The 26,448-nt window shown below is 72.8% G+C and carries 25 protein-coding genes, 1 tRNA gene and 3 pseudogenes; 12 read left to right on the top strand and 17 right to left on the bottom strand.

Annotated elements, in window-relative coordinates; all coding sequences use genetic code 11:
- Nucleotides 1–8 precede the first annotated feature (8 nt).
- Both AQJ64_RS20325 and AQJ64_RS20320 read left to right on the top strand, forming a co-directional pair.
- A complete protein-coding gene (locus tag AQJ64_RS20325) occupies nucleotides 9–413 on the top strand; it encodes a globin (RefSeq protein ID WP_055634494.1) in 405 nt (134 codons plus the stop codon).
- A 58-nt stretch (nucleotides 414–471) separates the two neighbouring features.
- Nucleotides 472–717, top strand: a pseudogene (locus tag AQJ64_RS20320) (GntT/GntP/DsdX family permease); the annotation flags it as partial.
- A gap of 18 nt (nucleotides 718–735) precedes the next feature.
- Here AQJ64_RS20320 and AQJ64_RS20315 read toward each other — a convergent pair.
- Genes AQJ64_RS20315 through ettA form a run of 3 tightly spaced genes read right to left on the bottom strand, consistent with a single transcriptional unit; the run spans nucleotide 736 to nucleotide 3,491 of the window.
- The gene (locus AQJ64_RS20315; RefSeq protein WP_055634487.1) at nucleotides 736–1,413 is read right to left on the bottom strand and encodes a DUF8185 domain-containing protein; all 678 of its coding nucleotides are present in this window, start codon (nucleotides 1,411–1,413) and stop codon (nucleotides 736–738) included.
- Nucleotides 1,410–1,820, bottom strand: a complete 411-nt coding sequence (locus AQJ64_RS20310) for an acyl-CoA thioesterase (protein WP_055634488.1) — start codon at nucleotides 1,818–1,820, stop codon at nucleotides 1,410–1,412. Before AQJ64_RS20310 ends, AQJ64_RS20315 begins: the two co-directional genes overlap by 4 nt.
- A 6-nt stretch (nucleotides 1,821–1,826) precedes the next feature.
- A complete protein-coding gene (gene ettA / locus AQJ64_RS20305; protein ID WP_055634489.1) occupies nucleotides 1,827–3,491 on the bottom strand; it encodes an energy-dependent translational throttle protein EttA in 1,665 nt (554 codons plus the stop codon).
- Between the two features lie 496 nt (nucleotides 3,492–3,987).
- Here ettA and AQJ64_RS20300 point away from each other — a divergent pair, with 496 nt between their 5' ends.
- Entirely contained in the window at nucleotides 3,988–4,608 is a 621-nt protein-coding gene (locus tag AQJ64_RS20300) for a hypothetical protein (RefSeq protein ID WP_055634490.1), read from the top strand.
- A 298-nt stretch (nucleotides 4,609–4,906) separates the two neighbouring features.
- Here the strand turns inward: AQJ64_RS20300 and AQJ64_RS20295 are convergent, their stop codons facing one another.
- Nucleotides 4,907–5,428, bottom strand: a complete 522-nt coding sequence (locus AQJ64_RS20295; RefSeq protein ID WP_055634491.1) for a hypothetical protein — start codon at nucleotides 5,426–5,428, stop codon at nucleotides 4,907–4,909.
- 420 nt (nucleotides 5,429–5,848) lie between these two features.
- Here AQJ64_RS20295 and AQJ64_RS50970 point away from each other — a divergent pair.
- Nucleotides 5,849–6,106, top strand: a pseudogene (locus AQJ64_RS50970) (AraC family transcriptional regulator); the annotation flags it as partial.
- A 59-nt stretch (nucleotides 6,107–6,165) separates the two neighbouring features.
- Here AQJ64_RS50970 and AQJ64_RS20285 read toward each other — a convergent pair.
- From AQJ64_RS20285 to AQJ64_RS20270, 4 genes are all read right to left on the bottom strand, one after another.
- Entirely contained in the window at nucleotides 6,166–7,575 is a 1,410-nt protein-coding gene (locus AQJ64_RS20285) for a thioester domain-containing protein (protein ID WP_055634492.1), read from the bottom strand.
- 271 nt (nucleotides 7,576–7,846) lie between these two features.
- On the bottom strand, nucleotides 7,847–8,329 hold the full coding sequence (locus tag AQJ64_RS20280) for a single-stranded DNA-binding protein (RefSeq protein ID WP_055634493.1): 483 nt from the start codon (nucleotides 8,327–8,329) through the stop codon (nucleotides 7,847–7,849).
- A gap of 229 nt (nucleotides 8,330–8,558) precedes the next feature.
- Nucleotides 8,559–10,460, bottom strand: a complete 1,902-nt coding sequence (locus tag AQJ64_RS20275) for a YfjP family GTPase (protein WP_059202837.1) — start codon at nucleotides 10,458–10,460, stop codon at nucleotides 8,559–8,561.
- Between the two features lie 3 nt (nucleotides 10,461–10,463).
- Complete coding sequence (locus tag AQJ64_RS20270; protein WP_055639050.1) at nucleotides 10,464–12,071, bottom strand: dynamin family protein; 1,608 nt, start codon at nucleotides 12,069–12,071, stop codon at nucleotides 10,464–10,466.
- Between the two features lie 321 nt (nucleotides 12,072–12,392).
- Between AQJ64_RS20270 and AQJ64_RS20265 the strand changes: the two genes are divergently transcribed.
- A tRNA-Arg gene (locus tag AQJ64_RS20265) sits at nucleotides 12,393–12,465 on the top strand.
- 32 nt (nucleotides 12,466–12,497) lie between these two features.
- On the opposite strand, the gene AQJ64_RS20260 is transcribed toward AQJ64_RS20265, so the two are convergent.
- Both AQJ64_RS20260 and AQJ64_RS20255 read right to left on the bottom strand, forming a co-directional pair.
- Entirely contained in the window at nucleotides 12,498–13,172 is a 675-nt protein-coding gene (locus tag AQJ64_RS20260; RefSeq protein ID WP_055639049.1) for a 4'-phosphopantetheinyl transferase family protein, read from the bottom strand.
- Between the two features lie 29 nt (nucleotides 13,173–13,201).
- Complete coding sequence (locus AQJ64_RS20255; protein ID WP_055639048.1) at nucleotides 13,202–13,582, bottom strand: S-adenosylmethionine decarboxylase family protein; 381 nt, start codon at nucleotides 13,580–13,582, stop codon at nucleotides 13,202–13,204.
- A 390-nt stretch (nucleotides 13,583–13,972) separates the two neighbouring features.
- Between AQJ64_RS20255 and AQJ64_RS20250 the strand changes: the two genes are divergently transcribed.
- The 4 genes from AQJ64_RS20250 to AQJ64_RS20235 all read left to right on the top strand — a co-directional run bounded on the left by AQJ64_RS20250 (nucleotide 13,973) and on the right by AQJ64_RS20235 (nucleotide 17,674).
- Nucleotides 13,973–15,829: a GNAT family N-acetyltransferase gene (locus tag AQJ64_RS20250; protein ID WP_244902671.1), complete on the top strand. Its 1,857-nt coding sequence runs from the start codon at nucleotides 13,973–13,975 to the stop codon at nucleotides 15,827–15,829.
- A complete protein-coding gene (locus AQJ64_RS20245) occupies nucleotides 15,826–16,911 on the top strand; it encodes an HAD-IIIC family phosphatase (protein WP_055635834.1) in 1,086 nt (361 codons plus the stop codon). The genes AQJ64_RS20250 and AQJ64_RS20245 overlap by 4 nt, the downstream gene beginning before the upstream one ends.
- A complete protein-coding gene (locus AQJ64_RS20240; RefSeq protein ID WP_055635833.1) occupies nucleotides 16,908–17,186 on the top strand; it encodes an acyl carrier protein in 279 nt (92 codons plus the stop codon). Before AQJ64_RS20245 ends, AQJ64_RS20240 begins: the two co-directional genes overlap by 4 nt.
- Nucleotides 17,187–17,326: 140 nt before the next feature.
- On the top strand, nucleotides 17,327–17,674 hold the full coding sequence (locus AQJ64_RS20235) for a chaplin (protein ID WP_055635832.1): 348 nt from the start codon (nucleotides 17,327–17,329) through the stop codon (nucleotides 17,672–17,674).
- Nucleotides 17,675–17,749: 75 nt separating this feature from the next.
- Here AQJ64_RS20235 and AQJ64_RS20230 read toward each other — a convergent pair whose 3' ends face one another.
- From AQJ64_RS20230 to AQJ64_RS20200, 7 genes are all read right to left on the bottom strand, one after another.
- A complete protein-coding gene (locus AQJ64_RS20230; RefSeq protein ID WP_055635831.1) occupies nucleotides 17,750–18,616 on the bottom strand; it encodes a tyrosinase family protein in 867 nt (288 codons plus the stop codon).
- Nucleotides 18,600–19,103: a tyrosinase cofactor gene (locus tag AQJ64_RS20225; RefSeq protein ID WP_055635830.1), complete on the bottom strand. Its 504-nt coding sequence runs from the start codon at nucleotides 19,101–19,103 to the stop codon at nucleotides 18,600–18,602. The genes AQJ64_RS20230 and AQJ64_RS20225 overlap by 17 nt, the downstream gene beginning before the upstream one ends.
- A gap of 144 nt (nucleotides 19,104–19,247) precedes the next feature.
- Entirely contained in the window at nucleotides 19,248–19,766 is a 519-nt protein-coding gene (locus tag AQJ64_RS20220) for a hypothetical protein (protein WP_055635829.1), read from the bottom strand.
- Between the two features lie 119 nt (nucleotides 19,767–19,885).
- A complete protein-coding gene (locus AQJ64_RS20215; protein ID WP_055635828.1) occupies nucleotides 19,886–20,512 on the bottom strand; it encodes a vitamin K epoxide reductase family protein in 627 nt (208 codons plus the stop codon).
- Between the two features lie 5 nt (nucleotides 20,513–20,517).
- Nucleotides 20,518–21,021, bottom strand: coding sequence for a DUF5949 family protein (locus tag AQJ64_RS20210; RefSeq protein ID WP_055635827.1), 504 nt, complete (start codon nucleotides 21,019–21,021; stop codon nucleotides 20,518–20,520).
- 134 nt (nucleotides 21,022–21,155) lie between these two features.
- Nucleotides 21,156–21,446, bottom strand: coding sequence for a hypothetical protein (locus AQJ64_RS20205; protein WP_055635826.1), 291 nt, complete (start codon nucleotides 21,444–21,446; stop codon nucleotides 21,156–21,158).
- A gap of 101 nt (nucleotides 21,447–21,547) precedes the next feature.
- Nucleotides 21,548–21,787, bottom strand: a complete 240-nt coding sequence (locus AQJ64_RS20200; protein WP_055635825.1) for a chaplin — start codon at nucleotides 21,785–21,787, stop codon at nucleotides 21,548–21,550.
- Between the two features lie 447 nt (nucleotides 21,788–22,234).
- Here AQJ64_RS20200 and AQJ64_RS20195 point away from each other — a divergent pair, with 447 nt between their 5' ends.
- The 3 genes and pseudogenes from AQJ64_RS20195 to AQJ64_RS20185 form a co-directional block, all read left to right on the top strand.
- The gene (locus AQJ64_RS20195; RefSeq protein WP_059202836.1) at nucleotides 22,235–23,410 is read left to right on the top strand and encodes a glycosyltransferase; all 1,176 of its coding nucleotides are present in this window, start codon (nucleotides 22,235–22,237) and stop codon (nucleotides 23,408–23,410) included.
- On the top strand, nucleotides 23,407–24,837 hold the full coding sequence (locus AQJ64_RS20190; protein WP_211286494.1) for an exopolysaccharide biosynthesis polyprenyl glycosylphosphotransferase: 1,431 nt from the start codon (nucleotides 23,407–23,409) through the stop codon (nucleotides 24,835–24,837). Before AQJ64_RS20195 ends, AQJ64_RS20190 begins: the two co-directional genes overlap by 4 nt.
- Before the next feature lie 8 nt (nucleotides 24,838–24,845).
- Nucleotides 24,846–26,165: pseudogene (locus AQJ64_RS20185) on the top strand (O-antigen ligase family protein); the annotation flags it as partial.
- Nucleotides 26,166–26,448: the final 283 nt, after the last annotated feature.

Here is a 26,448-nt window from a genome sequence, read left to right as displayed (position 1 = left end):
ATGGGGTGGTGAAAGAGATTCGGCGCGGCACGCTTCAGGAGCAGACCTTCTACGAGCAGGTCGGCGGGGAGGAGACCTTCCGTCGGCTGGTCCACCGTTTCTACCAGGGGGTAGCCGAGGACCCGCTGCTCAAGCCCATGTATCCCGAGGAGGATTTGGGCCCGGCGGAGGAGCGCCTCGCGCTGTTCCTGATGCAGTACTGGGGCGGGCCCACGACGTACAGCGAGAACCGCGGCCACCCGCGGCTGCGGATGCGGCACGCCCCGTTCGTGGTCGACCGGGCGGCGCACGACGCGTGGCTGAAGCACATGCGGGACGCGGTCGACGCGCTCGGGCTCTCCGCGGAGCACGAGGAGACGCTGTGGAACTACCTGACGTACGCCGCCGCGTCCATGGTGAACGCGGCCGGCTGACGGTTCCCCCGGGCAGAACCTCCTCGCCGAGGGGTCCACGCTCCGCGCGGTCCTCACCGTCCTCACCGTCCTCGGCGCCCCGGTGGTGGCCCTGCTGATCGACGTGGCGCTGTGCGCGTACCTGCTCGGCGCGCGCCGCGGCTGGGACCGTACGCACATCGCGCACGTGAGGGGCTCCGCGCTCCCCTCCGTCGCCATGGTGATCCTGATGGCGAGCGGCATCGGCGAGGCGATCGGGGTCCTGACGACCACGATGGACGTCATCGGCTTCGGCCTGACGGCCTCGCTGTGGCCCCTGATGTGACCAGGAGGGTGACCGGGGTCAGCGGACGCTGACGTCCAGCGCCCCGAGCCCCGCACGCCGTACCGCGATCGAGCCGTACGGCGTGCGCAGGCGCAGCCAGGACCCGAGCGAGAGCAGCGCCAGGTCCCGTGCCCCGGCCGAGGGACGCAGGAACCCCAGGGACTGGGCCGCGTGCACGGCCCGTACCGGAAGGCCGGTGTCGCCGACCGTCCGGGACCAGATCTCCCGTCCGATCCGGTCGAGTGCGGCGCGGGTACGGTCCTCGGGGGCGAGTTCCTCGGTACGGCCCCGGAACTCGGCGACGGCCGCGCCGACCAGCGCCCGCAGCGCGTCGGGCGCCGGGAGTCCGGCCTCGGACCGCCAGCCGCCGCGCGGCGGCAGGACCCCGGCCCACGGCGGCCCGGTGACGGCGGGCGGCACGGCGGCCGTGACCGCGGTCCCGTCCACCGTCTCCAGCAGCTCCCCCGCGGACACGGTGGCGTCCAGGGTGACGTCGAGCCCGTCCTCGTACGGCTTGGCGAGGCGTACGGCACGGATCGCGAGCACCTCGAAGGAGGGCGGCCGGCCGAACACGGCGAGTGCCGTGCCGGCCGCCTGGAGGCGCACCGCTGCTCCACGGTCGTAGTGGAGCAGCCGGGAGAGGAAGGCCGCGAGGTCCGCCGCCTCCCCCTCGTCGGCGAGGTGGAGCACCGTCATGCGGCGACGGCCTCCTCGGCGTCGTCGCGGTACTCGGCCAGGAACTCCCGTTCCTCGGTGGTCAGCCGCCGTGGCCGCTGCGCCTCGAAGTCGAACGGTACGACGACCGTGGCCGCCCTGACGTAGAGGAGGTCGCCGTCCTTCACCTCGTAGGTGATGGTGAAGGAGGCGGCCCGGACCTCGGTGATCCACAGTTCGACCGTCACCGGTGTGGGCCGGTGGACGAGCTGTCGTTTGTAGTCGATCTCGTGGCGCGCCACCACGGACCCCTGCTTGAAGTTCTTCTCCGGGCGGGTCAGGAAGTCGATCCGGGCTTCCTCCAGATAGCGGAGGAACACCGTGTTGTTGACGTGGCCGTACGCGTCCATGTCAGACCAGCGCAGGGGGCAGTGATAGATGTGGCGCAAGATCGATCAGCCCCGGGTCAGCTTCTTGTAGGTGGCGCGGTGCGGACGGGCGGCGTCCGCTCCGAGCCGCTCGATCTTGTTCTTCTCGTACGACTCGAAGTTGCCCTCGAACCAGAACCACTTGGAGTCGCCCTCGTAGGCGAGGATGTGGGTCGCCACCCGGTCGAGGAACCACCGGTCGTGGGAGACGACCACGGCGCACCCGGGGAACTCCAGCAGCGCGTTCTCCAGGCTGCTGAGGGTCTCGACGTCCAGGTCGTTGGTCGGCTCGTCGAGCAGCAGCAGGTTGCCGCCCTGCTTGAGGGTGAGCGCGAGGTTCAGACGGTTGCGCTCACCACCGGAGAGCACACCGGCCGGCTTCTGCTGGTCGGGGCCCTTGAACCCGAAGGCCGAGACATAGGCCCGGGACGGCATCTCGACCTGACCCACGTTGATGTAGTCCAGCTCGTCGCTGACGACGGCCCACAGGGTCTTCTTGGGGTCGATGTTCTCGCGGCTCTGGTCGACGTACGAGATCTTGACGGTCTCGCCGACCTTGATGGTGCCGGAGTCCGGGGTCTCGAGGCCCTGGATCATCTTGAAGAGCGTGGTCTTGCCGGCGCCGTTCGGGCCGATGACACCGACGATGCCGTTGCGCGGCAGGGTGAAGCTGAGATCGTCGATGAGCACCTTCTCACCGAAGGCCTTGGAGAGGTTGTTGACCTCGACGACGATGGAACCGAGCCGCGGGCCCGGCGGGATCTGGATCTCCTCGAAGTCCAGCTTCCGCATCTTGTCGGCCTCGGCCGCCATCTCCTCGTAGCGGGCGAGACGGGCCTTGGACTTGGCCTGACGCCCCTTGGCGTTGGACCGCACCCACTCGAGCTCTTCCTTCAGACGCTTCGCGCGCTTGGCGTCCTTCTGCCCCTCGACCTTGAGACGGGTCGCCTTGGTGTCGAGGTAGGTGGAGTAGTTGCCCTCGTAGGGGTGGGCGCGACCGCGGTCGAGCTCCAGGATCCACTCGGCGACGTTGTCGAGGAAGTACCGGTCGTGGGTGACGGCGACGACGGTGCCGGGGTACTTCGCGAGGTGCTGCTCCAGCCACTGCACGGACTCGGCGTCCAGGTGGTTGGTGGGCTCGTCGAGCAGCAGCAGGTCGGGGGCCTCCAGCAGCAGCTTGCACAGCGCGACGCGGCGGCGCTCACCACCGGAGAGGTTGGTGACCGGCCAGTCGCCGGGCGGGCAGCCCAGGGCGTCCATGGCCTGCTCCAGCTGGGTGTCCAGGTCCCACGCGTTCGCGTGGTCGAGGTCCTCCTGGAGCTTGCCCATCTCGTCGAGGAGCGCGTCCGAGTAGTCGGTCGCCATCAGCTCGGCGACCTCGTTGAAGCGCTTGAGCTTGCCCATGATCTCGGCGGCGCCGTCCTGCACGTTCTCCAGAACGGTCTTGGACTCGTCGAGCGGCGGCTCCTGGAGCAGCATGCCGACGCTGTATCCGGGCGACAGGAACGCGTCGCCGTTGGAGGGCTGCTCGAGCCCCGCCATGATCTTCAGAACGGTGGACTTACCGGCGCCGTTCGGGCCGACCACACCGATCTTCGCGCCGGGCAGGAAGCTCAGCGTGACGTCGTCAAGGATGACCTTGTCGCCGTGTGCCTTGCGCGTCTTGCGCATGGTGTAGATGTACTCAGCCAAGAGAAACCGTCCGGCAGCTTGAAATCTGGCAGTGGGCAGATACACCCCATCTTGCCGGACGGCTACCCCTGGGGGGAAACCCGTTCGGCCGGGGGGCTGTGACCTGGGGTTTCGGGGTTGACGGCTGGGGGTGGTCCGTCACTGTCGGTCGCTGGCGAGTGGCCTCGGGGAGCCTTGAGCACGTACGCGGCCACGGGCGCGGGCGTCGCAGGGCCGCAAGGCCGACCCAGCCGGGCACAGGGCTGTGGCACCCCTGCCCCCCTTCGGACCCACGAGTCGCCCTCCTCGGCACGCCCACCGCAGCGGCGAGGCGGGAAATCCGGGATTTCGGGAATTGATTAGAGTTCGACATTTGACGGCCGAATCCGTTGAATTCTTTTCCACGATTGGCCGACCAGACTTCCATACGCAGAATTTGATGATTCCGCAGCGCAAGCAGACGATAGAACCATAGCGACCTCGGAACTGTGGAGGTATGACTGTGTTCAGGCGATTCATGGCTGCGGCGACGGTGGTTGCCGCCGGGATCGGTGGTGGGCTGATCACGCCGTCGGTTGCCGGCGCCCAGGACTACGGGCCCAGCACCTGTAGACAGGGGTATGTCTGGCGGGTCGCGCGTGCCAGTGATCTCGTATGTGTCACGCCGCAGACCCGTACGGACACCGCCAACGACAATGCCCTGGCCCCCGGCCGGACCCTCCCGAACGGCTACTGCAAGCAGGGCTATGTCTGGCGTGAGGCGTGGGGCTCCGACGACCTCACCTGCGTGACCCCGCAGACCCGTGCGCAGGCGCGGTACGACAACAGTCAGGCCGACGACCGGCGGTTGGCGGTGCGGCTGTGGATCACTTCGGAGAACGGCACCCTCAAAGTCAGCGGCGACCACTTCAACGTGAACGGCCCGGTCCGCCTCGTGTTCTCCGGCGCGGTCAACAGGTCCTGGACGATCACGGCCACCAGGCACGCCGGACACGCCGGCGGGAGCTTCGGATTCATCCCCGGATTCACCGGACCGTGCGCTCCCGGAAACCCGAACTCCCGGGTTCGCGCGGTGGATCTGACATCGGGTCGAAGCACGGCCTACGTCCCGTTCGTCTACTGCGTCAGGTTCGACTGAAGCATTCCGGTGGGTGCGGCGAGCGTTCAGGCGTGCCTGTCCCTCGCCGCACCCACCCTCGGCTTTCGCGGTGGTGCGTCGGTAACGGCCGGACAGGAACGGACGGTGAAGTGGGGTCTGTGGGGCTGGGGGTGGTGACGGTGTTCCTTGCCGTGCTTGGTGTGGACCGTGTCACCCGAGACTGCCGCCGCCACGACCGCTGGAAAAAGGCGTACGCCTTTCTCATTTCCTCACCTGTTTCATCCTGCGATGCGACGAAAAAAACACGCTATTGAACCCTCTCCTCCCCGTGCCGCCGTCAGCAGTCGATGTCGGCCGCTCCCCCGCCGATGACCGGATCGTTGGCCGTGCCGTCGACCCGCAGGAGTCCGCCGTCCCGCCCCCAGGTCAGCTCGAATGCGCCCGCCTCGACGGGCCGGCGGTTGTCGTCGACCGTCCAGCGTCCCGACATGCCCAGGGCCAGGCCGGTGCGTCCCACCGCGTAGGCCTCGCCGGTGCCGATCACGAGAAAGGACGTCTCCCGCACCACGGCCGTGCAGCCCTCGGGCCCCGCGGGTCTCAGCACGTAGTACTTCGCCCCCGAGACCAGGTCGTCCAGCGCTCCCCAGGCGATGCCGAGCACCGCCGCGCCGATCAGCAGACGGCCGCCCAGCCGTACCCACCCGGCCCGCTGCCGCGAGAGCCCCGAAGCACCCGCGGGGCCCCTCCGGGTGAGGACACGGCGGAGGACGAGCGCCAGGACGAGGAACGCCGCACTCAGACCCCAGCCGGGAACCACCCGCCCCTGCACGACCAGCAGGAGGCTGCTCCAGCTGGCCACGGCGGCGAGCGCCGGACCCCCGGTGCCCGCAGCCGCGGCGACGGCGGGCGACCACCTCCCCCTCCGGTGTGCGCATGCTCCAGTCACAGCGGATACGACGGCCCGCCCGCACCGACAGTTGCACCGGCCTCCGTTCAGGCGGGGGCCGGGAGGTTCATCAGGGTGAGCTCGGCCGGGTCGACGACGGCCGTGATACGGGTGATCCGACCCGCCGAGACCGTGAACGCGAGGACCGAGAGCGGGGTGCCGTCCTCGTGCCAGGGGACGACTCCGGGAGTGGCCGCCTGGCGCGAGACGCCCTTCTACTCCGAGGAGGAGCGCGCGGCCCTCGCCCTGGCCGAGGCCGCCACCCGGATCCAGGACGGCGCGCCGGGTGCGACCGACGAGATCCGGGACACCGTCACCGACCACTTCGGAACGCCCGCCTGCCCGGACCCGAAGAGCCGGCCGTTCGTCGAGGCCTGTGGGGTCACCGTGCTGGAGGCGCCGTTCCACGCCGAGGGCACCATCGCCACGGCGGGCGGATGTCTGGCCTCGCAGTACCTCGCCACGTGGGTGATCGACAGGACGGTCGGTGAGGACGCCGCCCGGGGCGTCCTCGACTACGTCGCCCCCGTCGGGGAGAACGAGGAGACCGTGGAACGCGCCCTGCGGGCCGTCCGTAGCGGGGAGGCCGCCGCGTTGCGCTGCCGTCGGGCCGTCGGGCCGTCAGCGGCGGGGCCCGCCTCGGTCCTCCCTCAGGTGTTCTCCTTGCGGCCCGCCAGCACCAGGGCCGCTCCGCCGATCACCACCAGGCCGATGGCCGTGCCCGCGATGATCGGGGTGGCGCTGGAGCCGCCCGTCTCGGCGAGGTTGGTGTCGGTGGCGGTGGTGCCGCCGACGGTGGCGGGGCTGGGGTCGCTGAGGGTCTGGGTGGTCAGGTTCGAGGTCTCCGCGGTCCAGGTCTGGCAGTCCAGGAGGCCGGTGAAGCGGGTCTCGGCGCCCTGGAGGCCGGTGATCGTGAAGTCGTAGGGCTGGTCCTCCTGGAGCGGGATCGTCACCGTCCGGGTGGTGCCCGCCGGGATGGCGTGCTCGGCGCCCATCAGCTCGAAGGTGAAGGCCTGGTCGCCCTGGTTGGCCACGGTGATGTCCACACCGCTCTTGGCGCAGTTCTTCGCCGCCGACAGGGCCGGTACGGCGCCCTGCTCCGCCCAGGTCGCACTCGCCGTCGCCGAAACGGTCGACTCGCTGGAGCCGGCCAGGATCTGTGTCTGGCTGCGGCTCTCGGAGGTGAAGGCGCGGCCGACGGGGAGGGTCGTGGAGGCCTGGACCGTGAGTTCGGCGGAGCCCGGCTCGGCGTCGGCGGGCACGTCGAAGAACAGTTCGGTTCCGTTCGTCGCGGTCGTGACCGGCTTGCCGTCCTTGCCGACGATCCGCACCCCGGTGATCCCGGCGTCCAGCGGCGGTGTGACCGTCACCGCGCTCGCGTCGGTGTGCACGGTCACCGGCCCGATGGGCTCACCGGGGTGGCCGGAGACGGCCGGCGCGTCGAGCGTCAGGGACGCCTCCGGCTCGGCCGTGTCGCGGGCGGCCTTCTGGAGGTAGTCCGCGAGCTGTTCGGCCTGCGGGTCGACGGCGTCCACGTCCGCGCCGTCCGAGTAGCGCCAGATCGCCACCTGGGTGCCCGCCGCCGCGTCCTGCTCGGTGAGTCCGCCGGCGATGCCGGCCTTCGTCGCCAGCGAGGCCAGATCGTTGACCTGGGGGTAGGAGTTCTGCAGGATCCAGCGGATCCGGCCCGCGTCGTCGTTGGCGCCCAGCGAGGTGCCGCTCCACGGCGTCTCGTGGTACTTCGCGTCCCGCTGGGTGGGGTTGTGCAGGTCGACGCAGTAGGTCTGGAGGGTGCCGCCGCCGTCGACGGACATCTCGAACAGGCCCGCCGAGATCTCCTGGTCCCCGCTGCCGTCATGGAGGACCGCGGCGCCGTACGTCTTGAGGCCGCCCATGGTCGCGGTGGCTCCGCCCGGGGTCTGCGTGGTCTCGTCGGCGGCGGCCGGGCCCGCGGCGGCGATCACGCCCGCAGCCGCGACGAGTCCACTGACCAGCGTCGACGCGGCGAGGCGGGCAGCGCCGCGCCGACGCGCGAACGGCGCGGAGAACGAAGAAATCAACGTAATTCCCCTTCGAGCAGGACTCGTTGACCTGGGGGTACGGTCCCGCCAGCAGAATCAGAAGCCCCGTGAGCCACGATCGGCATCCTAGAGACGCCCGCGCACCCGGTTTCCCGGTCATGTCATCGGATGGGTGATCCGACTCGGAATCGTTATCCCCAAGATCGCCAACAGGCGGGCCATGGGCAGCGCTTATCGACAAATCCACCGGACAACGCGGATGGATCCGCCGATAAGCCGTCCACCCGTCGACTCGGGGCGCCACCCGACATCACGTCACCGCCACCGCCTCACGCGGCTGTTGGACTTCCGGCCCGCCGGAGTCCGTCGCCGGCCCGGGCGTCTCCCAGTCGGGTTCGGGCTGTGCGGATGCGCCGACGGCGGCCGGCTCGGGCCTGACCGAGCGCCGGAAGGCCGAGGTGCCGCGTGCGAGGTCGTGGCCGATCGACACCGCGTCGATGTCGGCCGAGGTCCGGTTCTGCTGCCCCTCCCGCGTCTCCGTGCGCACCTTGAGCCGGCCCTGCACGATCACCGGGTCCCCGACGTTCAGCGACGCCGCCGCGTTCACGGCCAGCTGGCGGTTGGCCCACACCGTGAAGAAGTTGGTGTGCCCGTCGGCCCAGGTGCCCTTCTCCCGGTCCCAGTAGCGCGCGGTCACCGCCAGCCGGAACCGCGCCGACGGCCCTGCCGCGAGCTCCCGGTAGACCGGCTGCGTCGCCACGTTCCCCACCGCGCACACGATCGTCTCGTTCATGTCTCGAACCCCTCCCGTCGCCCGGCCGTCCCGCCGGGCGGACACGCGTACGGGCCCGTCCCGTACGGCTGCGGTCGCCGCGCCGACCGCGTCCGTCGCGATCGCCGCACCGCCAGACTGCCGCCGCCGGACCGAGCCCGCCGCGCCCTGTGGACCACCACCCGCCCGTGGACAACTCCGCCACCCGGACGAGTGAGCCACGCAGATCAACCGGTGGATCACTCCCCGCTCAGCGCGCCCCCGCCCCCACCACCCTCCCGTACTGCTCCCGTACCTCCCGGTACCGCAGCAGCTCCGCCGCCAGGGGATCCAGGACCCGGGCCCGGCCGCAGCCGGCGGCGGCCTCCCGCAGACGCCGTTCCGCGTCCTGCCCGTACCGCCGGGCCGGGCCGCGGGCCGCCAGCCGGCAGCTCCACTCCACCAGCGGACCGCCGACGATCCCGGCCACCATCAGCAGCACCGGCACCCCCAGGTTCGGGTCCATGACCCCGGCGATCTGCCCCACCAGCCACAGCCCGCCGACGACCTGAAGCAGCGTCATGGCCGCCTGCGCCAGCACCGCCACCGGCCACCACCCCGGCCGCGGTGGCCGCCCGGGCGGCAGTCCGGCCCGCGCGGCCAGCTCGTCCAGCGCCTCGGGCAGCCCCTGGGAGCCGCGTACGGCCGCCTCCCGCACCGCCTGCGCCCAGGGCGCGGGCAGCCCGGCGGAGGCCCGTTCGGACACCGTCCGCACCGCCTGTTCGACCCGCTGGCGGGCCGTGGCCTCCTCGTCGGCCTGGGCGCGGGCCGGGAACCGCCCGGTGACCGGGTCCCCGCCGGACTGGCACCACCGCCACAGCCGCAGCCACGGCGTCCCGCAGGCCCGGCCCGCGTTGCGCAGCCAGGCCCGCTCGGCCGCCTCGCCCGCCGCGGTGGCACCCACCGCGTCCGCGAGCCGGTCGGAGAACTCCTCCCGCGCCTCCTCGCTCAGCCCGGTGCGCTGCCCGGTGACGTAGACGGGCCGCAGCCGGGCCGCGGCGGCGTCCACGTCGGCCGAGACCCGGCGGCCCGCCGCACCGCGCTCCGTGACGAACTGGCCGAGCAGCTCGCGCAGTTCACCGACACCGTCGCCGGTGAGCGCGGACATCGCGAGGACGGTGGCGCCCGGTTCGCCGTACTCGCCGAGGGCGATGCCGTCCTCGTCGAGGAGCCGGCGCAGATCGTCGAGGACCAGTTCGGCGGCCTCGCCGGGCAGCCGGTCGACCTGGTTGAGGACGACGAACATCACCTCGGCGTGCCCCGCCAGGGGCCGCAGATACCGCTCGTGGAGCATGGCGTCGGCGTACTTCTCGGGGTCCACCACCCACACGACCGCGTCGACCAGCTTCAGGATGCGGTCGACCTGTTCGCGGTGCTGTACGGCGGCGGAGTCGTGGTCGGGCAGGTCGATCAGGACGAGTCCGCGCAGCTGGGCCTCCGCCTCCGCGTTCTGCACCGGCCGTCGGCGCAGCCGGCCCGGGATGCCGAGGCGGTCGATGAGGCTCGCGGCGCCGTCGCTCCAACTGCACGCGATGGGCGCGGCGGTGGTCGGACGCCGTACGCCGGTCTCCGAGATGGGCACCCCGGCGAGGGCGTTGAACAGCTGGGACTTGCCGCTGCCGGTGGCGCCGGCGAGGGCGACGACGGTGTGCTGGCCGGAGAGCTTGCGCCGCGCCGCCGCCTCGTCGAGCACCTGGCCGGCCTCGGCGAGCGTCCTGTTGTCGAGGCGGGTGCGGGACAGGCCCACGAGTTCGCGCAGGGCGTCGAGCCGGGACCGCAGGGGGCCGTCGTAGACGGGCGGGCCCGCGGCCGGTGCGGCACCGGTGCGGATCTCCACCACGGCGGCCTGCTCGCCGCCCGCGCCCTCGTTCACCCGGCGCGCGATGAGACCGTCGTCCCACGCGCCGGCCGCTTCGGCGACGGGGTCGGCACCGGCGTCACCGGCCGCCGCGCGGGATGCGGTCTTCCCGGGGGCGCCCTCGGGAGCGTCCTTCGCCTGCGCCCCGCCCGGGCCGCCGTCCTCGGGCCCCCTGCCGACGCGGCCGGCCGCGTGGGCCGAGTGATCCGTGTGGTCCGTGTGGTCCGTGTGGTCCTCGTCAGTGACGGCGGTCACCGGTCACCTCTCCTTCTGCAGTACGGACAGCGCGGCGATGAGTTCGGCCTGGGGTTCGGCGTGGACGTCGAGTCCGTCGAGGGGGGCGAGGCGGCGCTCGCGTTCGGCGTGCAGGACGCGGTCCAGGTGTTCGGTGAGCAGCCGTCCGCCGCGGTCGCGCAGCCGCAGCGCGCCGTGCGCGCCGAGCCGTTCGGCGAGGCCCTCGCCCGCGGTGCGGGCGCGGCGGCCGCCCAGCAGGGCGGTGGCGACGAGGGCGGCGACCGCCTCGGGGTCGGGTGCGGCGCCGCGTTCCAGGGCGCGTACTTCGTCCTCCGCGTACTCCTCCAGCTCACGCCGCCACCGTCGTACGGCCATCCCGATGCGGTGTTCGGCGTGTTCCGGGGTGGACTCGGCGTCCGTCAGGGCCGCTGCGGCGGAGGCGGGTTCGCGGCGCCAGGCCTCGTCGACGCGTTCGTCGGCGGCGGTGACGGCGCACAGCAGGAGGGCGGCCAGGCTCTCCGCGAGGGCGTCGAGGAGTTCGCCCGCGGTGCAGTCCAGCGGGAAGGCCCGCCAGCGCTTGAGGGCGTCCCCGGCGAGGACGGCGCCGTTCTGCAAGCGGCCCCGCACGCGCGCGTACTCGCTGTCGTACGCCTTCTCCACGGCCGTGGTGAGCCGCAGGGCGGCGGCGTACTGCGCGGCGGCGGCGCCGGCGAGTTCCGGCATCCGGGACTTCAGGGAGTCGAGGACGCCGTGGGCGGTGCGGGCGAGGACGTGGTGGCGGGCGCCGGGGTCCTGGGCGTGGTGGACGAGCCAGGCCCGCAGCGGGGCCACGGCGGTGGCCGGGAGCAGCCCACCGCCCCAGGCGGACTCGGGGAGTTCGGGGACGGTGAAGCGGGGGACGTCACCGAGGCCGGCCTTGGTGAGCAGGGCGCCGTACTGCCGGGACACCTCGGCGACGACCTGGTGGGGGACGCGGTCCAGGACGGTGACGAGGGTGGCGTCGTACTCCTTGGCGGTGCGCAGCAGATGCCAGGGCACGGCGTCGGCGTAGCGGGCGGCCGTGGTGACCATCACCCAGATGTCGGCGGCGCAGATCAGTTCGGAGGCGAGGGCGCGGTTGTCGGCGATGAGGGAGTCGATGTCGGGGGCGTCGAGGAGGGCGAGGCCGGGCGGGAGGGTCTCGGCGGTCTCGATGCGCAGGACGCGCCGGCCGTCCTCGCCGGGCAGCAACAGGTCGTCCGTGGGCTCCTGGTGGGGCACCCACACACGTGTGAGGCCGGGCAGGACGCGCATGCCGCTGAACCAGTGATGGTCCTCCGGATGGCAGACCAGCACCGGGGTCCGGGTCGTCGGCCGCAGCACGCCCGCCTCGCTGACGCGGCGTCCGATCAGGGAGTTGACGAGGGTCGACTTGCCCGCGCCGGTGGAACCGCCGATGACGGCCAGGAGCGGTGCTTCGGGCTGTCTGAGGCGGGGCACCAGGTAGTCGTCGAGCTGGGCGAGCAGTTCGTCGCGGTTGGCACGCGCGCGTGGCGCGCCCGCCAGGGGCAGCGGGTAGCGTGCGGCGGCGACACGGTCGCGCAGGGCGGAGAGTGCGTCGAGCAGTTGAGGCCGTACGTCCAAGGTCACCACATGCGAAGAATGCCCAATTTTAGGGGATTTATGAAGCATATAGGCATGTCTGCGCGCCGATAGGACACAAGGGACGGAGGGGACGAGCGGGACACAGGCACAGCTCAGGCATAACGAGTGCACAACACCCGGGTCGCGAGACGCTAAAAGCGGTGCACGATTCGCACCTGCCTGCGATTATCAGGACCGCTTCACCGAACCTCCACATTGAGCCACGGAGGCGAAGCAACCAGGACAAGGAACCGGGAGCCCTATCCTTGTCCCCGGCAACGTCACGGATCGCCCCACACCCGGGCAGCACGTACGAGGCCACCCCACCCGGCCCCCGTAGCTCAGTGGATAGAGCAGGCGCCTTCTAAGCGCTTGGCCGCAGGTTCGAGTCCTGCCGGGGGCGCAAGTCTCCGCCCTCCCTTCGGGAGGGCTTTTTCACGCCACTCGCCCGTCTCCGGCCGTCACCGCCAGCGCCGCCGGATGGGCGCCGTCCACCGTCAGGTCGGTCAGGGTCGTCCGCGGGTGATCGGCGAGCGCGTCCGGCCAGGTCAGTACCGCCGGGGCGGCGTCTGGGCCGGACACCTCCAGGTCCCGCAGGGGCGCGCGCAGGCCCACGCCGAGCGCTTTGAGCACCGCTTCCTTCCGCGTCCAGATCCGCAGGAAGGCGGGCCCCCGCTCGTCCGGGGGGAGGGAGTGGAGGGCGGCCGACTCCCGGGCGGAGAGCGCCGTACGGGCCGCGGCGTCGACGTCGAGAGCGGTGCCGGCCTCCTCGACGTCCAGGCCCACCTCGGCGCCCCGGCACACGGCCACGCCCACGACGTCGCCGCTGTGGGTGACCGAGAAGTCGTACCCGGCGGGGACCGCCAGCCGGGGCTTGCCGTGCGGGCCGCCGCAGGTCGGGCAGACCCGCCGCAGGGGTACGTCCTCGGGGGGTACGCCGAGCCGCTCGCCCAGGAGCCGGCGGCTCAGCGCGCAGCCGACGAGGAAGCGGTTCCGGCCGGCGGGGTCCACCGTCGCCGTGTAGCGGGCGCGCTCCACGGGATCGAGCGTTTCCAGCAGCCCCTCGTGGGCGTCGGCCGAGCGCGCCCACGAGACCTGCACGGAATGCATGACGGAGTCAGCGGGACAACGGGGACGCGTCAGTGCACGGCGCGCAGCATGCGCGTCACGTTGATCTTCGTCGGCGAAAGGCCGAGCTCCACGCTCTGCATCATCCGCTCGCCGTTCAGCCGGCCGTACGCGAGCAGGTCGACGTTCGCCAGGCTGAATTCGGGCCAGGTGTGAATGCTCAGATGCGAGGCGGAAAGCAGGAGAATGGCGGTCACGGCGCCGTTCGGGAAAACGTGCGACGCCTCACCGAGTACCGTGGCGTTTCCCTTTTCGGCGGCCGTGCGCAGCACCTGGAGGAGGCGCTCCTCGTCGGTCAGGATGCTGTGGTCGCTCACCCATACGTCGACGGCATAAGAGCACAGATCGTCGACGTTTATGCCCTCGGTGGCGAGGTCGGTGGAGTTGGTCATGGGGAACCGGGGGTGAGGAACCGCTGCCCCCGTCTCCTTTCAGATAGATCAGCGCTGGTCCGCGCGGCTGAAGAGGAAGGTCGCGAGGCCGGTTACGGGCGCTCGGTCGGGCCAAGCCTAGCATCCGGGGCGCTATGGGGCTCGCGAGCGCGTCCCGTCAAGGGGGCGGGAAGACCGGGGGCATATTCGGCCGGAAAACGATGTGGTGAATTCCGGTAAACCTTTCCGTCCGAGGGCGCGGAATGCCATCCGCCGCAGCAGTGCGGGACCGTCGCCGGAATTCCTCTTCCCGCTTCGCATTCCCGGCCGCCGTACCGAGTCCGATCGGGGCGCCTACCAGCCCGTATACTCGATACCCACGGAATCCATCAGCTTCCCTGGAGCAGCATTGTGACGAACGCGCGTCGGCACCCCCGGAGTACCACCGCCGATCAACTGCTCACGGAAGTCGCGGACGCCGTCCGGCTTCAGGAGGGCCCGCCCGGAGTGCGGTCCGTGCTGCGTGCGCTGCGCCGTCTGGCCCCCGCCTCCACCAAGGACCTCAGCCGGGCCACCGGCCTGCCGGTGCCGATCGTGGCCGCCCTGGGGAACGAGCTGCGGCGCCGCGGTCTCGTCACCAGGGAGCGCCCGTCCCGGCTGACCGAGGCCGGCTCGGACCTCGTCGCACAGCTCGGCATGGACCTCACCCTGGACGCCACCTGCCGCACCTGCGACGGCCGTGAGCTGGTGATCCCCGAGGTGCTGGACGAGGCCGTACGACGGCTGCGGGCGCTCATGGAGTCCGGTCCCGCCGCCGACATGGCGATCGACCAGTCGCACTGCACGGCCGAGACCAAGGTGCGCCGGGTGCTGGCGCTGCTGACGGCGGGCGCGCTGCCGGGCGGCTCGCTGCTGCTCGTCGGCGACGACGACCTGGTGTCGCTGGCCGTGGCCGTCGTGGGCGACGTGCTGGGCGGGCCGATCGTCGAGCGGGTGACCGTGGTCGACATCTCCGCCGAGATCCTCGACTACATCCAGAAGGTGGCGGGGGGACTCGGCACCCGCGTCGAGACGGTGCGGCACGATCTGCGCCAGCCCCTGCCCGAGCACCTGCACGGGCAGCATGACGTCGCCATGACCGACCCGCCGTACACCCCCGAAGGCGCCCGGCTCTTCCTGTCCCGCGCCGTGGAGGGCCTGCGGCCCGGTCCCGCGCACAGCGTCTTCTTCTCCTTCGGCGGCAAGAGCCCGGACGAGATGCTGGAGGTCCAGCGGGAGATCATGGCCCTGGGCCTGGTCACCAACGGCTACATCCGCAACTTCAACGAGTACGAGGGCAGCGGCATCCTCGGCGGTGTCGGCTTCTTCCAGCAGCTGCTCACCACCACCTCCACCGCCTCCCGCCAGGGCGACTACAGCGGCCCCCTGTACACGGGCGACAAGCGGACCCGGCAGCGCGAGTACGAGTGCGTGGCCTGCGGGCACAAGGTCCGCGTCGGCCCCGGCGCCCGCTGGAGCCAGGTCGCGGCCCTGCGCGCCGAGGGCTGCCCGAACTGCGGGAAGGGGCCGTTCCGGCCGGGACGGCTGGTCTCGGAGGCGCCGGAGCCGCCGGAGGCGCGGCAGCAGGCTCCCGCGCCGGCCGGGCAGAGGCCCGCGGCACCCGTCCAGCAGACGGCACCTGCCCGTACCGGCACCCCCAACACCCCCGGCACCCCCGGCACCCCCGGCACCCCCGGCACCCGCACGATCGGCTGGCACCCCCCGTCCCCCGAGGACCGTGCCGCCCTCGAGAAGCGCACGCACCCCTATGTCACCCGGCAGGCCGACGAGCGCGACCTTCCGGCGATCGGGGCGTTCGAGGCCGAGATCGCCCGGGTCTCCTTCGGCGAGGACGCCATCGACGACCCGGTCCGCTGGGCGGCCCGCCTCGGCAAGGCGATGGAGAAGTCGAAGGAGGGCATGATCGTCGCCGGGCGTCCGGGCGAGGAGCCCGTCGGCTGGTGCTGGGTGAGCATCAACCAGAACGCGATGACCGGCGACCGCTACGCCAACTTCCGCTCCCTGGCGGTCTCCCCGGTGGACAACCGCAGCGATGTCGCCGAACTCCTCCTCACCGCGGGCCTGGAGTTCTGTCTGGCGGGCGGCATCACCGAGGTCACCGGCCGGGTCCATGTAGGCAACGTCCCGATGCGCACGGTCTACCGCAAGTTCGGATTCGACCCCACCAGCCTCTCGATGAAGCTGTTCCTGCCCCGGGGTGAGCGATGACCGCCTTCGACGCCGACCGCGTCAAGTGCGTCGTCTGGGACCTCGACGGCACCCTCTGGGACGACATCGCCGTCGAGTCCCCCACCGACGAACTGCCCGTCCCCCGCCCCGAGATGCTGGCCGCGATCGACGCGCTCGCGGCCCGCGGCGTGCTCAGCAGCATCGCGAGCCGCAGCGCGCCCGCCGTGCTCGACCGGCTCGCGGCCGGCCGGCCGGAGGTGCGCGAGCGGTTCCTCGCCCCGCAGGTGTCCTGGCAGGACAAGAGCGAGTCGCTGCGCAGAATCGCCGAGAACCTCGGGATCGCCGTGGACGCCCTCGTCCTGGTCGACGACTCGCCCTACGAGCGCGCCGAGGTCGAGGCCCTGCTGCCCGCCGTGGGCACCCTCGCCCCCGAGGACGTGCCCGCGCTGCTGGCCGCGTTCGAGGGCCGGGAGGTCACCCCCGAGTCACGCGCCCGGGTCGACCGCTACCGCACCGAGGAGGCCCGCCGGGCCGAGGGCGAACGCTTCCACGGCAGCCGGGAGGAGTTCCTGAGCTGGTGCGCCATGCGGCTCACGGTCGGCACGGCCACGCCCGAGGAGGTCCCGCGCGCCCTGGAGCTCGCCGCCCGCACCCACCGGCTGAACTCCTCCGGCCTCACCCCGGACCGGCTGGGCGAGCTGGCCGCCTCGGACGGGCACGAGCTGTACACGGCACGGATGACGGACCGCTTCGGCGCATACGGCGTCATCGGCGCCGCACTCGTCGACCGCACCGGCGCGGGCACGGGCACGGGCACCTGGTCCGTCCCGCTGCTCGCCCTCTCCTGCCGGGTGGCCGGCCGGGGCGCGGCGGCGGCCTTCCTGTTCTGGCTGATGGGACGGGCCCGGCGGGCCGGTGCCGAGGAGTTCCGGGTGACCCTGCGTCCGACGGACGCCAACCTGGAGATGCGGATCCTGCTCCGCCAGGCGGGCCTGCGCCGGGTGGAGGACACCGAGGGCGCGACGCCCGACTCGGCCGTCCTCGGGCGCGCGCTGCACGGCGAGCTTCCGAAGCCGCCCCCCTATCTGCACGTATCCGACCGAGAGGACGCCGAGGCGTGACCGACATCCAGGACCCGCCCGCGGTGGAGCGGGAACTGCGCTCGATGATCGCCGAGGCGGCCCGGCTGGATCCGGACGTGGTGGGGAAACTCCCCGCGGACACCCCCCTGTTCGGCCCGGAGATCGCCCTCACCTCGCTGGCCGGGGTGGTCCTGCTGGGCGCGATCGACGCCCGGTTCGGCGTGGACGTCGCCGCGCTGGACCTGAGCCTGGACAGCCTGGAGTCCGTCGCCACGCTCACCGCCTTCGTCGCGACACACCTCCGGGCGGTCTAGGCACCCGTCTGTAGGTCTCTCCTGTTCAAAAAGGGTGATCCGGACCGACGCGCCGTGACCCGGCCGGGGTGGCCGCGTTGAACGGCGTGTGCGACGGCGTTCCCTGCTGTCGCGCGAACCGAATCACTAAGGAGAACGTGATGTCTCGCATCGCGAAGGTGGCGGCCGTTGCCCTGGGCACCGGCGCCGCGGTGGTCAGCGGGGCCGGCCTGGCCATGGCGGACGCGGGTGCGCAGGGTGCGGCCGTTGGCTCGCCGGGTGTCCTGTCGGGCAACGTCGTCCAGGTTCCGGTCCACGTCCCGGTCAACCTCTGCGGCAACACCGTCAACGTCATCGCCCTGCTGAACCCGGCCTTCGGCAACACCTGCGCCAACGTCAGCGGCCACGACAAGGGCAAGGAGCACGGCGGCGACTACGGTCACGACCGCCACGGCAGCAGCTCCAGCAACGGCGGCGGCCGGCACGGCGGCGCCGGCTACGGCGACTGACGCACGCGTCCCCCACGCATCGGCAGAGCCCCGGCACCTCGAGCGCCGGGGCTCTCGCGTGTCCCGCCTACGGGCCTACGCGTACCGGTAGATCCCCGACACGTCCTCCAGCTGATCCGGTGTCACGTTCCACGGCGGCAGCTTCTCCTTGCGGGCGACGACCCGGCGGTACTGCCGGCTCGCCTCGCCGGGCGGTTCGGCGGGCAGATAGCGGTGGACGCGGTGGCGGGCCTGCCAGCGGGTCCACACCAGGTCGATGAAGGCGTGGTGGAGCCAGAACACGGGGTCGTTGACGGAGGCGCCGCCCAGCATCTCCCCGCCGACCCACCGGTGCACCCGGTTGTGGTTGCGCCAGGCGGCGCTGCCCCGCCCGGTGCCCCAGCCCTCCAGCTTGTTGCGGAAGCCCTCGGTGACCGTCGAGTCCCAGGGCGCGGTGTCGTAGACCGGGTCCTTCAGGGCCCATTCCAGTTCGGCCGCGGTGGGCAGCTCGATGGGGTTGGCGGAGCGGCCGAGGTCCCGGGTGAGGAACTCGCCGTCGGTGACGTTCTCCTTCAGGGTCCAGTTGCCGGTGGCGTAGGCGAACGGCCCGGTGGTGACCTGGCGGTCGGAGGCGCGTCCGTTGCCGCCGAGGAGGTCCGCGGTCCAGGGCGCGGCGGTCGCGGTGCGGTCGCGCGTCCAGTCCCAGTACGGCACGGTCACCGAGGGGTCGACCCGGCGCAGCGCCTTCTCCAGTTCCAGCAGGAACCGCCGGTGCCAGGCCAGGAAGGAGGGCGCCATGTGGGCCGTACGCAGGCCGCCCTCGCCGTCGGAGACGTAGTGGTCGATGTGCATCCGTACGAACTCGTCGTACTCGCCCCGCCGTTTGACCTCCAGCATCGCCTTCACGAACCGTCGGCGTTCGTCGGCGGTCAGGGTGCTGACGTCCTTACGCGTGTAGACCATGGCGTCCCCCCATGTCGTGCGGGTGGTCGCCGTACGCCGGGGCGTCGCTCCCGCGCAGCATCTCGCCCGGGCCGAGCTCGTCCACGGCGGCGCGGGCGGCCTCCAGCGGGGTGCGGTACGAGCGGTAGTGGTCGACCATGCTCAGCCAGGTGCCGTCGGCCCGGCGCATCAGGTGCAGCGGGCGGCCGTCGACGGTGACCTCCCACTGCGCGCCGTCGGCGGCCGAGCGGCCGGCCGGGGTGAGGACGCCCCGGATGCGGCGGCCGCGGTACACCTCGTCGAAGCCGGTGCCGGCCGCGCCGCCCGCTCCGCCCGTGCCGTGCGCGCCGTCCAGCGGGCCGGGGGGCCAGGAGGCGGCGACGACCGGGACGAGCGCGAGGCCGGCGGCGACGCCGAGCAGCCCGCGCAGCATCTCCCGCCGGGTACCGGCTCTCGCCGGCCCGGGCTGCCTCGTGGACACGGGTACTCCGTCGACGTCGACGACCATGGGGTGCTCCTTCTCGTGTGCGGTTGTCCGTAGCGGTAACCGCCCGGCGGCCCCCCGGGTCACCACGAAGCACCCGAAGCACACGGACGGGCCCGGACGGGGGGCCGTCCGGGCCCGTTGCCGCGCCGTCGTCGGCGCCGTGGCCTAGAGGCCCTGCCCCAGGCCGAGGTTCGCGACCGGTACGGCCTGGAGGACGGGGGTGAGTACGCCCGCCTGGGGCAGCTTCGGCTCCGGCAGGCCGAAGTTGTCCGGGTTCGGCGGGGTGAGGGGGGCGTCCAGGGCCAGGCCGGGGCCGAGGGTGCGCAGGTCGGTGGCGGGGGCGTCGAGGCCGAGGTGCTGGAAGCCGCTGCCGAGGAGCTCCGGCAGGGGTGCCCGGACGCCGGCGCCGGGCAGACCGGCGCTGACGGGGAGCTGCGGGACGGCCCGCTCGGGGATCAGCCGGCCCTCGGCATAGCGCGGGCCCTCGGGCGAGCCCGGCGTCGGCAGCGGGACCTCGCCGCCGACCTCGGGCAGTTCCATGCCGAGGGAGTTCTCCAGGCCGTTCAGCGGGACGGGGACGGGGACCGTGCCGACCGCCGCGGCGGGGGTCGCGACGGCGGCTCCGGCCGCGGCGGCCACACACGTCAGCACGGCGGCGAGGGTTCCTCGGGTGGTCGGCTTCATCTCGGGTACGGGCCCTTTCGTCGGTTCTGGGGGCTGTGCGTCCGTAGCCGGTAACGAGTCGGAAATCGCCACCAGTTCACAATTCCCCCGACTGCCGCAGTAGTGCTACGAGCACATCGTCAGCTCGTCCAGAAATCCCACCAGCGGGTCAGGATCAGCATGCCGACGACGCCGAGCTGCAGCAGCGGCAGGACCCAGGTGAACTCCGCGAAGAAGGTGCGCAGGGCCGGCGGTACCGGCAGGAATTCCCGCCGTACGTCGAAGGAGACGACGTACCAGAACAGCACGATGGTGGCGATCCAGGCCAGACAGCACCACAGGCACAGCGCGTTGATCCGGTACAGGGACTGGAACTGGAGCCAGGTCACGAACCCCACGCCGAAGAGGCAGCCGGCGGTGAAGGTGAGCCAGTACCAGCGGGGGAAGGCGGCGCCGGCCAGCAGGCTCATGCCGACGCACACGACGACGCCGTACGCCACCAGACCCAGCATCGGGTTGGGGAACCCGAACGCCGAGGCCTGGTCGCTCTTCATGACGCTGCCGCAGGACACCACCGGGTTCAGGCTGCACCCCGGAACGAAGTCCGGGTTCTCCAGCAGCTTGAACTTGTCGAGGGTGATGACCCAGGAGGCCAGCAACCCGGCCGCGCCGCACAGGAGGAGCAGCACGGCGAAGCCGCGGCCGGCGCCCGCCGCCCGCGGCTTCGGCCCCGGGCCCGCGGGCTCCGGCTCGGCCGCCCCCGGCACCGGTGTCAGCCGCGCAGACTGCGGGCGGGCAGCACGATGTGGGCCGCCGCGGTGAGGGTCTCCTCGGCGCCCGCGAACGCGGCCAGCGCCTCGGGCTCGACGGGCTCGCCGGGGACGGCCTCGGGCCACGGACGGGTGGTGAAGACGAGGTAGGCGTAGCCGCGGGCCTCGACGGCGTCGAGCCACTCGGGCGGTGGCACGCACTGGGCGTTGAGCATCGGCATGTTCAGCACGGCCGCGCCGGCCGTGACGAGCAGCGTGACCGGCAGGCTGGGCCGTTCGGCGCCGTCGACGAGGTCGCCGCCGACGGGCAGACCGTTGTCGCCGAGCAGCCGCTCGATGGCGACGGCGGTGGTCTCCGCGCCGCCGTCCGCGGCGTCGCCGAGGGAGTAGGCGAGCAGGTAGGGCATGTCGCTGCCGTCGGGGGCCTCGCCGCTCCACGGCATCACGACGAGGGTGCCCAGGTCGGCCACGCTGAAGGGGCGGGTTGTGCTTGGGGTTGAGGTCACCGCGCGACCCTATAAGCGCTACGGCGGGCGGCCGGGGGTGTTCTCACCCGACCGGGGGACGCCCGGGGGGTGCTCCACACGAACGAGGGACGCCGGTCCCGTCCGTACGGGACCGGCCCCGCGGAAGGGGTGGGTCAGCCGTTCAGGGGGAGCCCGCCGAGCAGCCGGGTGTGCTGGTTGAGGGCGCCGGCCGCGCCGTTGACCGTGTTCAGGAGGGAGCCCTTGTTCTCGGTGTCGAGCGCGTTCGACTGCTGCTGGAGCGGCATCACGTCCCGGGCGGTGAGATCGCCCTTGGTGAGGGTGTTCACGGCACCGTTGAGGCTGGTGGGCGTGAGGTCGGCGGCTTCGTGGGCGAACGCGGGTGCGGCGACGCCGGCGAGGACGACGGACCCTGCGACGACGACGGCGGCCTTGAGGGACTTCATCGGGTTCCTTCCAGAGGGATCACTGATCAAGGGGATGGGCGACGCCGAACGGCCGCTCTCCCGGGGGGAGGGCGGCCGTTCGACGAGGACGTGAGGTGACGTCAGTCGTTGACGCAGGTGTTCCCGAAGGCCGGGTTCAGCAGACCGACGATGTTGACGGTGTTGCCGCAGACGTTGACCGGAATGTGGATCGGGGCCTGGACGACGTTGCCCGAGAGCACGCCCGGGGAGTGCTCGGCGACACCGCTCGCGCCGCTGTCGGCGGCGGCGATGCCGGAGGCGCCGGCGACGGCCGCAGCGGCAACGGAGGTCAGGACCAGGCCCTTCGCGATACGCGACATGGAGAAGTGCTCCTTGGGGTTTTGACACCAACACCCGGGCGGGGATGCCCGGCGCTGTGTCAACGCGCTGCGCCGCCCGGGGTTGTGCCGCCAAAGGAGTGAACTGATTCGCTCGTGCGCTCGACCGCCACCCGGTCGCACCGCTCCCACCTCGGCATCAGGCGAGCCGGTCTGCCCATCCGACGATGTGTTGAACACGGTGATCAGCGGGTCGGGGCGGCTCCGGCGGCGCACGTCCCGGCGCAGGCCGACATCGTGGGCCGTTGCGGTGACGTGTTCGATCTCGGCGCGGGTTGCGGCGCGGTGGTGACCAGCGGACGTTCAGGCTCGTTTTCCACCGGGACGCGGCGTGGACCGGGGCGCTCTTCGCGGCGACCGGGACACGGACGAAGAAGTCGGCGCGTTCCGGCCCGTCCCGAGCGCCACCGTGAGCGAGGAAACCGCGCGATGCACCAGCCAGAACCCGACGTCGGAACCCGGGTCCTGCATCTCACCCAGCCGGTTGACGGCGGCGTCGCCCGCGTCGTCACCGACCTGACGCGGGCCCAGCTCGCGGCCGGGCTGCAGGTCACCGTGGCCTGCCCCGACAGCCCCTTCGCCGACGGCCTGCGCGCACTGGGCGCCCAGGTGCGGCGCTGGGAGGCGACCCGGTCCCCCGGGCCCTCGCTGCCGGGTGAGGTACGACGACTCGTACGCCTGCTCGACCAGGTACGCCCCGCACTGGTGCACGCCCACAGTGCGAAGGCGGGACTGGCCGGCCGGCTCGCCGTGCGGGGGCGGATCCCGACCGTGTTCCAGCCGCACGCCTGGTCCTTCGAGGCGGTCGGCGGGACCACCGCCGCGCTCGCCCTGAAGTGGGAGCGGTTCGGGGCACGCTGGGCCGGCCGGCTGGTGTGCGTGAGCGAGGCGGAACGCACGACCGGGCTCGGCGCGGGGATCACCGGCCGGTGGAGCGTCGTCCCCAACGGCGTCGACACCGAGCGCTTCCACCCCGGTGCCGCCGACGCCGTACGCGCCGCCCTCCTGCCGGAGGTCGACCCGGCCGCACCGCTCGCGGTGTGCGTCGGGCGGCTGTGCCGGCAGAAGGGGCAGGACGTGCTGCTCGAGGCCTGGGCGGACGTCGTGCGGAAGGTGCCCGGGGCGCGGCTGGTGCTCGTCGGGGACGGTCCGGACGCGGAGCGGCTGCGGGCCGGGGCGCCGGAGTCGGTGCTGTTCGCGGGGGCCGTCGACGACACCGTCCCCTGGTACCGGGCCGCCGACCTGGTGGTGCTGCCCTCCCGCTGGGAGGGCATGGCGCTGGCCCCGCTGGAGGCGCTGGCCTGCGGGCGGCCGGTGGTGGTGACCGAGGTGGACGGCGCCCGGGAGAGCCTGCCGGCCGCGCTCGTCCCCCGCTGTCTGGTGCCCGCCGGCGATCCGGCGGGGCTGTCCCGGGCCGTCGCCGCCCTGCTGTCCGACGCGCCGCTGCGGACCTCGCTCGGCGAGCACGGGCGCCGTCACGTCCTGTCCACGCACGATGTGCGGCGCACGGCAGCCGCAGTCGCGGACGTGTACCGCGACCTGCTGTGCCTCAGGCCCGCGCCCCGGGTCGTGCCCACCGAGTCCAGGGAGTCCATCCACCCGTGACTGCGGAAAGTACTGCGCAATCGACCGCCACCCCGCCCGGCGTCCAGGGCGGCTATCCGCCCCTGTCGGTCATCCCCCGGCCGGAAAGCACCGGCGCGGGCTTCCGGTTCCCCGCCCGGCGTCCCCCGGTCCGGCCCGCCGCGCCCCCGCTGCTGCTGCTCGCCGACGGCCTCGCCGCGCTGGCGGGCGGGGCGGTGCTGCTCCTGGCGGGCCATCACCGGGCCCTGATGGCCGTGCTGGCGGCGCTGGCCTTAGCGGTGCGGCCCCGGTGGCAGCCACCCGTGAGAGGTGTGCTGGACGAGCTGCCCACCGTCTGCGGCCGGATCACGGTGGCCTGGCTGGCGCTGGGGGCGCTCGCCGCGGCCTGGCACCCGGCGCACGCGCTCACCGCGCACACCCTGGCCACCGGCTGCGCCGCGCAGGCCCTGACCGCCTGCGCCGGGCGGGCGCTCGTCCATCTGCGCCACCGCCGGGCGATGGTCCGGCATCCGCGCGCCGCGCTCGTCATCGGACCCGACGCGACCGCCCAGCGGGTGGCCGCCGCGCTGCTGCGCCACCCGCGCTGCGGGGTGCGGCCGGTGGGCGTGGTCGCGGAGCGGCCGGACGGCCCCGACGGGCTGCCCGTGCTGACCACCGGCCAGGAGGTGCAGCGGGCCCTCATCCAGAACGGCGTCCGGGACGTCCTGTGCGTCCACCCCGCCGTCCGCTCCAAGCAGGGCCCGCTGCTGCGGGCGCTGGCCGCCTCCGGTTGCTCGGTGTGGGAGGTCGACGCCGACTCGCCCTCGTACACCGCCCGGGAGCGGCTCGCCGGGTTCGCCTGCCGCCGGCTGGACCTGGGGTCCGAGCGGTGGGGCAGCCTCGGCAAGCGGCTCCTCGACGTCTCGGTGTCGGGGGCGCTGCTGCTGCTGATCAGCCCGCTGCTGCTGGTGTGCGCGGCGGTGCTGCGGTGCACCGACGGGCCGGGGGTGGTCTTCCGTCAGGAGCGCATCGGCAAGGACGGGCTCCCGTTCACGCTGCTGAAGTTCCGCACCCTGCGCCCGGTCGACGACCACGAGTCCGCGACCCGCTGGAGCGTGGCCGGCGAGGTGCGGATGAACCCGTTCTGCCGGTTCCTGCGCAAGAGTTCGCTGGACGAGCTGCTCCAGTTGTGGAACGTGCTGCGGGGCGACATGAGCCTGGTCGGGCCGCGCCCCGAACGGCCCTTCTTCGTCGGCCAGTTCAGCCAGACCTACCCCGGTTACGCGGCCCGGCACCGGATGCGGGTCGGCATCACCGGGCTCGCCCAGGTGTACGGGCTGCGCGGCGACACCTCGATCGAGGACCGGGCGCGCTTCGACAACGCGTACATCGACAACTGGTCGCTGTGGCAGGACGTGTGCATCCTGCTGCGCACCGCGGCCGCCCTCGTGCGACCGACCGGGAGCTGAACCCGCCCATGACTCATGTGCTGCCCCTCCCGGGCGTCGCCCGGTCCGTGCCGCCGGTGCTGCCGGTCGTCGCCGTGATCGCCCTGCTGGCCCTGCCCGTCCCGCCCGGCGGGGAGGGCGGCGCCGGGCCGGCGGACGCGGTCTCCGCGCTCGTCGTGCTGTTCTGCCTGGTCCGGCTGGTACGGCAGCGGCGGCGCCCGCTGTCCCGCACGGCCGCCGTGGTGCTCGGGCTGCCGGTGGCGGGGCTCGCGCTCGCCGCGGCGGGCGCGTCCTCGCCGGGCGAGGGACTGACCGGCCTCGGCCGCTATCTCCAGGTGTTCGTGCTGGTCCCGGCGGCGGTGCTGCTGCTCGTCCGGGACCGGCGCGACCTGCGGGTGCTGGCCTGGTCGTTCGTCGCGCTGGCGATCTGGCAGGGCGCGGTGGGCGTCCACCAGTTCGTCACCGGCACCGGCGCCTCGTACCAGGGCGAGATGATCCGCGCGGTCGGCACCTTCGGGCCGCAGGACGTGATGGGCATGGCGACGGTGGTGTCCTTCGGGCTGGTCTGCGCGGTGGGGCTGGCACTGGGCCGGACCTGCGTACGGCGGCGGACGGTCGCCGCGCTGGCCGCGCTCGCCCTGTGCGTGCCGCTCGCGCTGTCCTTCAGCCGGGGCGCCTGGATCGCGACCGCGGTGACCTGCTCGGTGCAGCTGGTGCTGGCCGGGCCGGTGCGGGCGCTGAAGGTGGGGGCGGTCGGGGTCGCGGCCGGGGTGGTGCTGGTCGGCGGCTTCGGGGTGGGCTCGGCGATGCTCCAGGAGCGGGTCGGCAGCATCACGCAGGTCACGGACGCCCCGGACCAGTCGGTCACCGACCGGTACACGATGTGGGCGGCCGCGGTCGGCATGTGGCGCGAGCATCCGCTGACCGGGGTCGGGCTGAAGGGCTTCCCCGAGCACCGCGACGCGCACGCCTCGCTCGCGCTGTCCTCCGGCAGCGACACCGACGGCGCGGGCTCCGGCTTCGTACGGCAGCCGCTGCTGTCCCCGCACAACATGTACCTGCTGATCCTCAGCGAGCAGGGCCTGATCGGGCTGCTGGCCCTCGCGGGCGGCTGGCTGGCACTGCTGGCCCTCGCCCTGCGCGGCCTGTTCCGGGCCCACCGCACCGGCCCCGGACCGGACTGCGCCCTCGCCGCCTGCGGGCTGCTGGTCTGGCAGCTCGTCGACTTCATGTACGCCGACATCGGCGGCCCCTCGACCGTCCTGACCGCCGTGGTCCTCGGGCTGGTGGCGTGGTGGGCACTGGTGGGCGGGGAGCCCGCACACCTCGGCGAGCCCGCACGCCCAGGCGAGGCCGAAAGGACACAGGCGGCCGGACCGGCCTGGGCGGGCGGGCCCGTCCGACCGGCTCAGGAAGCCGGGAATGCCGGGCAGGCCGGGAAGCCCCTGAAAGCCCGGAAGCCCCAACGCCTCGCGGAGGCCGAAAGAACACAGGCAACCGAACCCACCTGGGCCGACGGACCCGTCCGACCGGCTCGGGAGACCGGGAAGGTCCGGGAGGCCGAGGAGGCGCGGGAGGCCGGGACGGACCGGGAAGCCGGGACGGACCGGGAAGCCGGGACGGACCGGGAAG

This window comes from Streptomyces griseoruber (assembly GCF_001514205.1).
GTDB classification, from domain to species: domain Bacteria; phylum Actinomycetota; class Actinomycetes; order Streptomycetales; family Streptomycetaceae; genus Streptomyces; species Streptomyces griseoruber.
This window is presented reverse-complemented; position numbering and strand designations above follow the sequence as displayed.

Excerpts from the sequence above, each read along its gene's own strand:
- AQJ64_RS20315 (WP_055634487.1), bottom strand. The coding sequence starts at position 1,413 with ATGACGGTGCTCCACCTCGCCGACGAGGGGGAGGCGGCGGACCTCGCG.
- AQJ64_RS20300 (WP_055634490.1), top strand. The coding sequence starts at position 3,988 with ATGGCTGCGGCGACGGTGGTTGCCGCCGGGATCGGTGGTGGGCTGATC.
- AQJ64_RS20280 (WP_055634493.1), bottom strand. The coding sequence starts at position 8,329 with ATGAACGAGACGATCGTGTGCGCGGTGGGGAACGTGGCGACGCAGCCG.
- AQJ64_RS20260 (WP_055639049.1), bottom strand. The coding sequence starts at position 13,172 with ATGCATTCCGTGCAGGTCTCGTGGGCGCGCTCGGCCGACGCCCACGAG.
- AQJ64_RS20255 (WP_055639048.1), bottom strand. The coding sequence starts at position 13,582 with ATGACCAACTCCACCGACCTCGCCACCGAGGGCATAAACGTCGACGAT.
- AQJ64_RS20245 (WP_055635834.1), top strand. The coding sequence starts at position 15,826 with ATGACCGCCTTCGACGCCGACCGCGTCAAGTGCGTCGTCTGGGACCTC.
- AQJ64_RS20235 (WP_055635832.1), top strand. The coding sequence starts at position 17,327 with ATGTCTCGCATCGCGAAGGTGGCGGCCGTTGCCCTGGGCACCGGCGCC.
- AQJ64_RS20230 (WP_055635831.1), bottom strand. The coding sequence starts at position 18,616 with ATGGTCTACACGCGTAAGGACGTCAGCACCCTGACCGCCGACGAACGC.
- AQJ64_RS20225 (WP_055635830.1), bottom strand. The coding sequence starts at position 19,103 with ATGGTCGTCGACGTCGACGGAGTACCCGTGTCCACGAGGCAGCCCGGG.
- AQJ64_RS20220 (WP_055635829.1), bottom strand. The coding sequence starts at position 19,766 with ATGAAGCCGACCACCCGAGGAACCCTCGCCGCCGTGCTGACGTGTGTG.
- AQJ64_RS20205 (WP_055635826.1), bottom strand. The coding sequence starts at position 21,446 with ATGAAGTCCCTCAAGGCCGCCGTCGTCGTCGCAGGGTCCGTCGTCCTC.
- AQJ64_RS20200 (WP_055635825.1), bottom strand. The coding sequence starts at position 21,787 with ATGTCGCGTATCGCGAAGGGCCTGGTCCTGACCTCCGTTGCCGCTGCG.
- AQJ64_RS20195 (WP_059202836.1), top strand. The coding sequence starts at position 22,235 with ATGCACCAGCCAGAACCCGACGTCGGAACCCGGGTCCTGCATCTCACC.